Origin of the sequence: Oxalobacteraceae sp. CFBP 8761, from assembly GCA_014841595.1 — a bacterium.
Taxonomy (GTDB): domain Bacteria; phylum Pseudomonadota; class Gammaproteobacteria; order Burkholderiales; family Burkholderiaceae_D; genus Telluria.
The window spans coordinates 2,353,587-2,365,278 of sequence record JACYUE010000001.1 but is presented as its reverse complement, the minus strand read 5'-3'; the positions used below and the strand labels follow the sequence as shown (position 1 = coordinate 2,365,278).

7 protein-coding genes are annotated in these 11,692 nt (G+C 61.0%); 5 read left to right on the top strand and 2 right to left on the bottom strand.

Features of this window, described 5'->3' with window-relative positions:
• Positions 1–38 precede the first annotated feature (38 nt).
• Together IFU00_10285 and IFU00_10280 are read right to left on the bottom strand one after the other, a co-directional pair.
• Positions 39–1,718: a sodium/solute symporter gene (locus IFU00_10285; GenBank protein ID MBD8542671.1), complete on the bottom strand. Its 1,680-nt coding sequence runs from the start codon at positions 1,716–1,718 to the stop codon at positions 39–41.
• A 90-nt stretch (positions 1,719–1,808) separates the two neighbouring features.
• Positions 1,809–4,805 carry a TonB-dependent receptor gene (locus IFU00_10280; protein ID MBD8542670.1) on the bottom strand — a complete coding sequence of 999 codons (2,997 nt, stop codon included), beginning with the start codon at positions 4,803–4,805 and terminating at the stop codon, positions 1,809–1,811.
• A gap of 497 nt (positions 4,806–5,302) precedes the next feature.
• On the opposite strand from IFU00_10280, the gene IFU00_10275 reads away from it, so the two are divergent.
• The 5 genes from IFU00_10275 to fdhE all read left to right on the top strand — a co-directional run bounded on the left by IFU00_10275 (position 5,303) and on the right by fdhE (position 11,692).
• Positions 5,303–5,731: a hypothetical protein gene (locus IFU00_10275; protein MBD8542669.1), complete on the top strand. Its 429-nt coding sequence runs from the start codon at positions 5,303–5,305 to the stop codon at positions 5,729–5,731.
• 136 nt (positions 5,732–5,867) lie between these two features.
• Positions 5,868–8,942 carry a formate dehydrogenase-N subunit alpha gene (fdnG, locus tag IFU00_10270; GenBank protein MBD8542668.1) on the top strand — a complete coding sequence of 1,025 codons (3,075 nt, stop codon included), beginning with the start codon at positions 5,868–5,870 and terminating at the stop codon, positions 8,940–8,942.
• A gap of 3 nt (positions 8,943–8,945) precedes the next feature.
• Entirely contained in the window at positions 8,946–9,875 is a 930-nt protein-coding gene (gene fdxH / locus IFU00_10265) for a formate dehydrogenase subunit beta (protein MBD8542667.1), read from the top strand.
• A 10-nt stretch (positions 9,876–9,885) separates the two neighbouring features.
• Positions 9,886–10,515, top strand: a complete 630-nt coding sequence (locus IFU00_10260; protein ID MBD8542666.1) for a formate dehydrogenase subunit gamma — start codon at positions 9,886–9,888, stop codon at positions 10,513–10,515.
• A 145-nt stretch (positions 10,516–10,660) separates the two neighbouring features.
• Positions 10,661–11,692, top strand: coding sequence for a formate dehydrogenase accessory protein FdhE (gene fdhE / locus IFU00_10255; protein ID MBD8542665.1), 1,032 nt, complete (start codon positions 10,661–10,663; stop codon positions 11,690–11,692).

Sequence of the window (11,692 nt, the reverse complement as noted above, 5' to 3'; positions counted from 1 at the left end):
CTGTTTTTGTATTGGTACGTTGTTACCGCGGCGTGAGCCTACCACCACGCACTGTAGATCGCGATCAGCGCGATGCAGATGACGGTCGCGCCAAACGCGAACCCCGGCTGCACCTTGAACATCGACGCTTCGACCTCGACGCCCTTGCTCTGCTCGAGGCCGGCCTTTGGCCACAGCTTGCTGATGATGACCATGCCGATGATGACGACGACGAACACGATCGCCATCCGGTCGACGAAAGGAATCTCGTAGACGCCGGCGCTGTTCGGCACGGCGAAACCGATCGGCGCCAGGAACGACAGGTCCATCAGACCGGGCAAAAACTTGAGGATGATCGAGCCAAGAAAGCCGCCGACCGTGGCAAACATCGCTGCGCTGGCCGTGGCCGGTCGCCAGAAGAAGCCCATCAGGAACATGGCCAGGATGCCGGGCGAGACGAAGCCCGTGTATTCCTGGATGTACTGGAAGCCGCCTTTCTTGTCGATGCCCATGAACGGCGCGATCAGCACCGCCAGCAGCATGGCCACGACCACGGTCACGCGGCCGATCCAGACCATGCGCTGTTCGGAGATGCCCTGGTTGAAGGCTTTCTTGTGGATGTCGAAGGTGTAGATGGTGGCGATGCTGTTGGCCTTGCCGGCCAGCGAAGCGACCACCGCAGCCGTCAGCGCGGCAAACGCGATGCCTTTCAGGCCTGTCGGCAGCAGCGTAAGCAGCACCGGGTAAGCGCGGTCCGGATTGACGTCCGCGCCCACGCCCATCGATGCCCCCAGCACGCCCTGCTGGTGCAGCACGAACGCCGCGATGCCCGGCAGGACGACGATCACGGGCATCAGCAGCTTGAGGCCGGCCGCGAACAGGATGCCCTTGCGGGCCGTGTGCAGGTCGGCGCCCAGTGCGCGCTGGATGATGTACTGGTTGCAGCCCCAGTAGTTCAGGTTCACGATCAGCATGCCGCCGATCAGGATCGACACGCCTGGCAGGTCAAGGTAGTTCGGGTTGTCGCGCGTGAGCACCATGTCGAAGTGATCGGGCGCCACGCCCAGCAGGTGGTTGAAGCCGGCCATCACGCCGCCGCCGCCATTGTTCTGCGCAACCAGGTCGAGTGCCAGCCAGGTCGTCACGAGGCCGCCGAGCACCAGGCACAGGACCTGGATCACGTCGGTGTAGCCAATGACCTTCATGCCACCCAGCGTGATGATGACGGCGAATACGGCCAGGAACACCATGCAGGTCCAGACATCAATGCCGGCGATGGCGCCGATGGCCAGCGCGCCCAGGTACAGGATCGAGGTCAGGTTGACGATGACGTACAGTGACAGCCAGAACAGCGCCATGACGGTGGCAACGGTGCTGCCGTAACGCTGTTCGAGAAATTGGGGCATCGTGTAGATGCGGTTACGGCGGTATATCGGCATGAAGAAGACCGCCACCAGGATCAGCGTGAAGGCGCCCATCAGCTCATAGACGGCGATTGCCATGCCCATCTTGAAGCCCGAGCCGCTCATGCCGATGAACTGCTCGGCCGAGATGTTCGACGCGATCATCGAGGCGCCGATCGCCCACCAGGTCAGCGAGCCTTCGGCCAGGAAGTAGTCGTGCGAGGCGGAGGCCGAACGCTGCTTGCGCTTGTAGACCCAGAAGCCGTAGCCGGCCACGATGATGAAGTAGACAAAAAAGACGAACGTGTCCAGCGACGAGAAAGTCGAGCTTTGCATTGGTCGGGTTTTCCTGGAAAAGCAAAAAGCCCGCTGACCTGCCGCGCGGGGCGGCAGGTCAGCGTGCGTCGGGATTACATCAGCATCGACTTAGAACGACACGCCCAGACGCACGCTGTAGCGGGGACCACTGACGAACCATGCACGGCCCTTGTCGCCGATGTGGTGCGTCATGATCTGCTTGTACTTCGCGTCCGTCAGGTTGGTGCCTTGGAAGTCGAGGCGGAAGTTCTCGTTGAACTTGTAGCTGACGCCGCCATCGAGCTGACCGTAGTCGTCGGCCCAGATCGGCAAGCCCCAGGCAATCACGTTCTGGCCGAAGGTCGGGCTGTCCGGATTGGTGTCGACGCCGTTGGTGCCGTTGGTGCCATTGTTGTTGTTACCCAGCAGGCTCTTCGAGCGCCAGCTGTAGGCCAGACGCGCCGACCATGGGCCCTTGTCGTACAGCAGCGCCAGGTTGTACGAGTTGCGCGACAGGTATTCCAGCGGCAGGTCGCCGAAGGTACGGCCATCGGTGTCGCAACCGTTCAGGTTCAGGTTCAGGTTGGCCGCGCCGCTCACGTTCGAGCAGTACTGCGAGAAAACCGGGCTGTACAGGTCGCGCTTGCTCTTGACGTGGGTGTAGTTGGCCTGCACGCCGAAGCCCGACAGCCAGCCTGGCAGCTTGTCGAAGTACTGCTGGTATGCCATCTCGATACCGCGCGCCGAACCGCGTGCGCCGTTGACGGGCGTCGCCACATTGAAATCGATTACACGGCCGGCCGAGTCGGTCAGCTGGTAGGACGAATTCTGCTTGACGATGATGTCCTTCAGGCGCTTGTCGAACACGGCGAAGGTCAGCGAACCGGCCTGGGCGAAGTACCACTCTGCGGTCAGGTCCATGTTGCGCGAGGTGACCGGGCGCAGCAGTGGATTGCCGACGGATTCGCCGGTATGGGCCACGGACGTCACATTGGTGACCTGGGCGGCGCCGGTGCCACTGGTCGTGCTCTGGACACTCTGGCCGAGGGTGGTGTACGCCTGCAACTGGCCGAAGTCAGGGCGTGACATGCCCTTGCCCAGTGCGAAGCGGAACTGCAGCTGGTCGCTCGCCTTCATGCGCAGGTTCAGACTCGGCAGCCAGTTGTGGTAGGTGTTCTCGTAATCCTGGCGACCGGCAAACGGCGCGATGGTCGGTACTGCCAGGCCAGTGGTGCCGCCTGGCGGGATGATGAAGGTCGAGTTGTACACGGTGTAGCCGAACGACTTGTTGTCGGTCTTCACATAGCGCACGCCGATGTTACCGTCGATCGGCATCTTCAGGTCATCAAACGCAAAGCGCAGCTGCGTGTAGAGTGCCTTGGTTTTCTCGGACTGCTCGTTGTCGCCCGATGGGTTGGCTTCGCCGAAGGCGGCTGCTTTCCACGGATCGCAGCTGTTGCCGGCCTGCGCGCACAAGATGTCGTGGTAGCTGTGCAGCTGGGTGTAGGAGTCCGGGTAGCCGGCCGTCAGCGACTGCGCCGGGAACACGACGGCAGGGACACTTGCGTCGCCATTGAAGAAGTTCTTGAACTGGTTGACCGTCGTCGGTGCATTGAAACGCGGATCGCTCAGCGTTGCCAGCTGGTTGATCTGCCATGGCATCATCCAGCGCTGCGAAATGGCCGACCAGTTGTAGTTCGGGTTCGAATTGATGGTCTTGGCATCGCGGTCGGTGAAGCGCACGCCGACGCGGATGTCGCGCAGGATCGGATGGTCGAAGTCGTACTTGACGTCGCCTTTCCATGCGGTCTGCTCGGTGATGCTGCGGTCGCGGTGTTCCTGGGTGAAGGCCCAGAAGTAGTTGTTCGGGTCGCTCAGACCGGCGGTCTGGGCCGCATCGAACATCAGTTTCGGGTAGCTGCCGGTCAGGTCCAGGTTTTGCTGCTGCATGATCGTGCCCAGCGCCACGGTCGAGTCGAGCCCTTCCGACTTCGCCTTGACGTGCTGGACGTCCGACGTCAGCGTCCAGTTGGTCGCTGGCTTCCACTCGACGTTCCAGGCGACGTCGGTGGTCGACGAATCGCGGTTCGACGTGCGGGTATCGTTGCCGAACTCGATGCCGTCATTGGTCGGGTTCGACAGGATGCCACTCATGAACGCGCCGTTGGCGTCGTACACGCCGTTGGTCACGCGCAGATTGGTCGGATTGCCTTCGGCCGAGAACAGCGCGTTCTCGTCCCACTGCATCTTGTACTTCGATTTGAAGTAGGTCAGGTGGCTGCGCAGCGTGTTGTCCAGCTTCCACTGCAGCGCGGCGTAGGCGCCCTGGCGCTTGCGCTCGAAGTCCAGCGTGCGCCACTGGGCGCCTTTCGGAATCCATACTGTGCGGCCCGGCTCGGCATTGGCCACCGGGTAGTACGGCTCGACCTGGAAGGCGTCGGTGCGGGTGTTGCTCTCGGAATTGGCGTAGTTGACCAGCACGCCGAATTCGCCGATGCCGGTTTTCCAGCGGTTCGAATACATGAACGAGCCGGCCGGGTCCTTCTTCTTGTTCAGTTCGGTGTACGTGCCTTCGACGCTGCCCGAAATGCGCTGGCCCTTGATGTCGAACGGCAGTGCCGTGCGCAGGTTGACCAGGCCGGAGATGCCGCCTTCGATCTGCTCGGCGGACGGGTTCTTGTAGACGTCGACGCCGGCCATCAGCTCTGGCGGGACGTCCTCGAAGCTCAGTGCGCGGCCGCCGTTGGACGAGAACGAGTCGCGGCCATTGAGTTCCGAGCGCACCCAGGTCAGGCCACGGATCGATACGCCCGAACCTTCGACCGAGAAGTGCTCCGGGTCGGAGCGCGACATGGTGCGGTCGATGGTGACGCCCGGGATGCGTTGCAGGACTTCGGTGATCGACTTGTCGGGCAGTTTGCCGATGTCGTCGGCGACGATCGAATCGACGACCTCGTCCGAATTCTTCTTGAGTTGCTGTGCGCTGTTGAGTGCGGCGCGCTGACCCGTGATGGTCACGACCTGTGCTTCGGCAGGGGCCGGGGCGGCTTCCTGGGCAAACGCTGCGGACAACCAGCACAGGTGTGCCACGCCCACGGCAATCGCCGATCGATTCAGATGCTTCATTCTGTTGTCTCCGTCTTTGTTGTGAAGAGCCCATCTGCCGGGACTCTCTGCTGGAAATACCTTGCTCGTCAGGGGCGTAGGGGCGGCGTCCATGCAAGCTGTAAAATAATATAACACTAAATGTTATGCGCAACCATTTTTTGTTAAGGCCTGTTGGTAAATACCATTTTTGCTACATAGCACTTGACGCGGTCGCGTCGTTTGATGTGAATAGGGTAGGGCGCCAGCCAGAAAATACACGCCCAGTGACACCGTGGATGACAGCGATTTGTGCTGTGAAAATCTGAAATTTGACGTGTGTCTGCAACGCGCGCGAAGGCAGGCTACACTAGCCTTGCCCTATGGTTGCGACCCGCCGGAAAGCGGGCACGAAACAGTCAGGATGTCGATAAATCCGTCAATTTGGCGGCCAGACAGCCTTTACATTCGCCGTTGACGAAAAAATTTGTCATATAAGCGGGTCAAAACTCACGGAAAATCACCCTTTACGAACGGCTGTGCGTAAAATACTTATTCAAGTAGTTCCGCATTTCCGCTATATTTTCAGTTGTATCTCTAAGTCAATGGATATTGCAATGATCTATATCAAACAAACAGCGCTTACCCTGCGCAATGCAGCCATCGTGGCGACCGCTGTATTCGCCCTGGCCGCGTGCCAGAAGAAGGAAGCGACCGCTCCGGTGCAGACGCCTGATGTGGCTGGTCCGAATGGCGCTGCCATTGACCCGCACGCAGGCCTGAAATCCGAATCGGCCACCGCCCCTGCGGCAGTGGCTGAAACCGGTCCTGCCGAAGGCGGTACCGCGATCGGCGGCATGGTTGCCGGTCAGGATGCAGAATCGAACAAACCCCGCGACAGCGGTGCTTCAGAACCAACGGGTGGCGATGGCGCCACCACGCAGGCAGCGACGCCGCCGGCAAAATAATTGCCGGCGAGTCCAACGGCGCGCACACCGGCGCATGGTGGCGTCGGTAACGGTCAGGATGGAAACAAAGCCAGGGCGACGACCCTGGCTGACCCCATTCTGATGTGCGCAATCCATTACTAGCAGGAGAATCTAGATGGGCATGAACAGAAGGCAGTTCCTCCGCGCAAGCGGTGCGGGACTCGCCGCCTCCACCATCGTCGCGCTCGGCTTCTCGCCGTTGCCGGCGATGGCAGAGACGCGGCACTATAAATTGGCGAAAGCCAAGGAGACGCGCAACACGTGTCCGTACTGCTCGGTGGGCTGCGGCCTGCTGATGTACAGTCTGGGCGACGGCGCAAAGAACGTCACCTCGGACATCATCCACATTGAAGGCGACCCGGATCACCCGGTCAATCGCGGTACGCTGTGCCCGAAAGGCGCCGGCTTGCTCGACTTCATCCATTCGCCTAACCGTCTCAAGTTCCCGGAAATCCGTGAACCTGGCACCAACGAATGGAAACGCGTTTCGTGGGATGAGGCGATGACGCGCCTGGCTGGCCTGATGAAGGCTGACCGCGATGCGAACTTCATTCCGACCAACGCCGAAGGCCAGCTGGTCAATCGCTGGACGAGCACGGGTATGCTGTGCGCGTCCGCGTCGAGCAACGAAACGGGCTACATCACGCACAAAGCGATGCGTTCGATGGGCATGCTCGTATTCGATAACCAGGCTCGCGTTTGACACGGACCTACGGTGGCCGGTCTGGCCCCGACGTTCGGACGAGGAGCGATGACCAACCATTGGGTTGACATCAAGAATGCCGATGTTGTACTGATCATGGGCGGCAATGCCGCTGAAGCACACCCATGCGGTTTTAAATGGGTAATCGAAGCAAAGCATCACAATAAAGCCAAGCTGGTCGTGGTCGACCCGCGCTTTACGCGTTCGGCCGCCATGAGCGACTATTACGCGCCGATCCGCGCTGGCTCGGACATCGCCTTCCTGGGCGGCGTCCTGAACTATCTGCTGACCAACAACAAGATCCAGACCGAATACGTCCGGAGCTATACCAACGCCCCGTTCATCGTGAACGAAGGCTTTGACTTCCAGGATGGCCTGTTCTCGGGCTACGACGAAGCCAAGCGTCGCTACAGCAATGAAAGCTGGGGCTACGAAATGGGTGACGACGGTTACGCCAAGGTCGATCCGACCATGGAACACCCGCGTTGCGTGCTGCAGGTGATGAAGCGCCACTATTCGCGCTACACCCCTGAGCAGGTCAGCAAGATCACCGGTACCCCGGTCAAGCAATTCCTGAAGGTCTGCGAATACATCGCGTCGACTGCCCAGCCAGGCCGTGCGATGACGATCCTGTACGCACTGGGCTGGACCCAGCACAGCCAGGGTAGCCAGATCATCCGTACCGGCGCGATCATGCAGCTGCTGTTGGGTAACGTCGGTATCGCCGGCGGTGGCCTGAATGCACTGCGCGGTCACTCGAACATCCAGGGTCTGACCGACCTGGGTCTGCTGTCGAACTCGCTGCCAGGCTATCTGTCGCTGGCAACCGACAAAGAGCAGGACCTCGAGACCTACTACAAGCCGCGCGCACTGAAGCCTCTGCGTCCGAACCAGATGAGCTACTGGCAGAACTATCCCAAGTTCTTCGTCAGCCTGCAAAAAGCCTGGTGGGGCGATGCCGCGACCAAAGAGAACAACTGGGCCTTCGACTACTTGCCGAAAATCGACAAGCTGTACGACGTGCTGCAGGCGTTTGAATTGATGGGTCAAGGTAAATTGAACGGTTACATCTGCCAGGGTTTCAATCCGGTTGGATCGTTCCCGAACAAGAAGAAGATCATCGCCGGTCTGTCCAAGCTGAAGTTCCTGGTGACGATGGATCCGCTGAACACCGAAACGTCCGAGTTCTGGAAGAACTTCGGCGAGTCGAACGACGTCGATCCAAGCAAGATCCAGACGACCGTGTTCCGCCTGCCGACCACGTGCTTCGCCGAAGAAGACGGTTCGCTGTCGAACTCGAGCCGCTGGCTGCAGTGGCACTGGAAGGGCGCCGAAGCGCCGTACGAGTGCAAGCCGGACATCGAGATCATCGCCGACCTGTTCTCGCGCATGAAGAACCTCTATCTGAAAGATGGCGGTGCCTTCTCGGATCCGATCACCAAGCTATCGTGGCCGTACAAGATTCCGCACAGCCCTTCTGCCGAAGAGCTGGCCAAGGAATTCAACGGCAAGGCGCTGGCCGATATCTATGACGCAAAAGATCCGACCAAGCTCATCCTGAAGGCAGGCGAGCAGGTGCCGGGCTTTGGCGTGCTGCGCGACGATGGCAGCACCGCGAGCGGTTGCTGGGTGTATGCCGGCGCATGGACGCAGGCGGGTAACCAGATGGCGCGCCGTGACAATGCAGACCCGTACAACATCGGACAAACGCTGGGTTGGGCCTGGGCCTGGCCGGCGAACCGCCGCGTGCTGTACAACGCTGCGTCGACCGATCCAAAGACGGGCAAGCCGTGGAATCCTGCGCTGAACCTGATCTCGTGGAACGGTACGGCCTGGACTGGTTCGGATATTCCGGACATCCGTCCTGACGCCGATCCGGCCGAAGAAAACCGTACGCAGCCGTTCATCATGACGTCCGAAGGTGTGGCGCGTCTGTTCGCACCAACCGGCATGGCCGAAGGTCCGCTGCCGGAGCACTACGAGCCGTTCGAGTCGCCGTTCCCGGTCAATCCGATGCACCCGAAAAACCCGCTTGCCCGCGCCAATCCGGCGGCCCGCGTGTTCAAGGGCGACATGGAAGCGTTCGGTACGGCCAAGGACTTCCCGTACGTCGCGACCAGCTACCGCTTGACCGAGCACTTCCACTACTGGACCAAGAACGTTGTTTCCAACGCGATTATCCAGCCACAGCAGTTCGTGGAAATCGGTGAAGAGCTGGCCAAGGCCAAGGGCATCACGAATGGCGATATGGTCAAGGTGTCGTCGATGCGCGGCTTCATCAAGGCCAAGTGCCTGGTGACCAAGCGTATTCCGCAACTCGATTGCGATGGCATGAAGGTCGATACAGTGGGTCTGCCGAACCACTGGGGCTTTGTCGGTGTGGCCAAGCCGGGCTTCCTGGTCAATACGCTGACCCCATTCGTGGGCGATGCAAATACCCAGACCCCGGAATTCAAGTCGTTCCTGGTCAATATCGAAAGGGTCTAAACAATGTCTTCATTACAATCTCTCGATATTGCGGCGCGTTCGGCAACCACCACGCAGTCGCCGGTGGCCCGTACGCACAAGCCCGAAGTGGCCAAGCTGATCGACGTGTCCAGCTGCATCGGCTGCAAGGCATGCCAGGTGGCGTGCATGCAGTGGAACGATCTGCGCGATGAAATCGGCGAAAACCACGGTACTTACGACAACCCGATCGACCTGACGCCACAGTCGTGGACCGTCATGAAGTTCTCGGAAGTCGTGACCAAGTCCGAGGAAGAGGGGGATCGTCTGGAGTGGCTGATCCGCAAGGACGGCTGCATGCACTGCGACGAGCCAGGCTGCCTGAAGGCCTGCCCGGCCCCGGGTGCGATCGTCAAGTACACGAACGGTATCGTTGATTTCATCAGCGAGAACTGCATCGGTTGCGGCTATTGCGTCGCCGGTTGCCCGTTCGACGTGCCACGCATCAGCAAGGTGGACTCGAAGGCCTACAAGTGCTCACTGTGCGCCGACCGCGTTGCAGTGAACATGGAACCGGCCTGCGTGAAGATCTGTCCAACTGGCGCCATCCGTTTTGGCACCAAAGAAGACATGATCGAGTACGCAGGTGACCGCGTGGTCGACCTGAAGGAACGTGGTTACAAGAACGCCGGTTTGTACAACCCGGCTGGTGTGGGCGGCACGCACGTGATGTACGTGCTGCAGCACGCGGACAAGCCGAATCTGTATGCCGGCCTGCCCGAGAATCCGACCATCAGCCCGACCGTGGCGCTGTGGAAGGGTATCGCGAAGCCGCTGGGTGTGGCTGCGATGGTCGGTGCCGCTGTGGCCGGCTTCTTCCACTACATGAAGGTTGGCCCGATCGAGACGCACCACGACGAACCCGATGTTCAGCCGACGCCTGGTCCCGACCAGCGCGACGACGAACGGGTATAAGGAGAAGACCATGTTTATCACTCGCTATCGCGACATGACGCGCATGAACCACTGGGCCGTGGCCCTGTTGTTCATCTGCGCCGGATTGACTGGCCTTGCCCTGTTCCATCCGTCGATGTACTTCTTCTCCACGCTGTTTGGTGGTGGACAGTGGACGCGTATCCTGCATCCGTTCTTCGGCTTGCTGATGGTGCTGGGTTTCGTGTTCCTGTTCTTCGCCGTCGTGCGTGACAACTTCTGGACCAAGACCGATACGGCCTGGGTCAAGAAAGCGCCGGAACTCCTCAAGGGTAACGAGCACGCGATGCCGCCTGTACACAAGTACAATGCGGGCCAGAAAGCCGTGTTCTGGATCTTTGCCGTGAGCCTGGTGCTGCTGTTGATCACCGGCTTCATGTTCTGGCAACCATGGTTCGCGGACTTCTTCCCGATTCCGCTGCGTCGTTTCGCGATGCTGGTGCACGCGGCTGCGGCCCTGGCACTGGTGCTGAGCGTGATCATGCACGTGTACGCCGCCATCTGGGTCAAGGGCTCGTTCCGCGCCATGACCCGTGGCACGGTGCACGAGGACTGGGCCAAGGCGCACCACCCGCTGTGGTACAAGGAAGTGGCAGAGGACGCCAAGCGCAACAAGCGCTAACGTAGTATTGTTCGGCTAAGCTGGCTGTCGAGACCGTCGTTTCCGCCACCGCGGGAACGACGGTCTTTCCACTAACGGGGGCAGTAAATGGGCCCCGGCCGATCGGATTGACCATCGCAAGAACCGAATAGGAAGCATCCTTTCCATGAGCATTACCAAAGCCTCAAAGCTGCTCAGCCCCGAAGAAATCGCTGTCCGGGCTGGCGAGCAAATGCCGTATATCCAACTCCCGGTGCGCCGCGAGTTGTTCTCCGCCCGTGCGACCCGTCTGCGCCAGCTGGCGCCGGGGCACGCGATGCACGACTTCTTGCTGTTTGCCGCCGAACTTGCCGCCGTGCAGCACGACGTGTTGCAGGACTACCCGACCGTCACGTTGCCGACGCTGGACGACCTGGCCGCCGCCGCGCGCGCCGCCCAGGCGCCGGTGCCGGCGCCGCTGTGGCCGCGCGATCCGGTCTGGCGCAGCGCAATGCGCCGCATGCTGGAGCTGCTGGTCCCTCGTCTGGCGGGCAGCCCGGCGCAAGCCGCCGTGCAGAACCTGCTGGCTGCGGGCGACGACCATCTCGAAGGCCAGGCCGAACTGCTGCTGCAAGGCGCGGCGGGCCTGGACATGAGCGCCGCACCGCTGGTAGCGGCCGGTCTGCAGGTGTACTGGACGAATATGGTCCTGGCGATCCAGGAAGCGTATGGCGCCGCGCGCCAGCAGCCGTACGGCCGCACGCTCGACATGACGACCTGCCCGTGCTGCGGCAGCCTGCCAACGTCGTCGATCACGCGCGTTGACCAGACCGGCAGCAACTTCCGCTATCTGCACTGCTCGCTGTGCTCCGCGCAGTGGCACATGGTGCGGGTCAAGTGCAGCCACTGCGAAAGCACCAAGGGCATCCACTACCATTCACTCGAGGCGCTGGCCACGGATGGCGCGGTGCAGGATGCGTCGCAGGCGTCGGTGCAAGCCGAAACGTGCGACGAGTGCCATCACTACATCAAGATCGTGCGCATGGAGCGTGAGCTCAATGTCGATCCGGTGGCGGACGACCTGGCGTCGCTGACGCTGGACATCCTGGTGTCCGAAGCGGGCTACGAGGCGCATGGCGTGAACCTGCTGCTGCTGTCGGGCGGCGAGGAAGCACCGGGCGAACCGGCCATCGCACCACCATCGAACCGGAGTAATTGA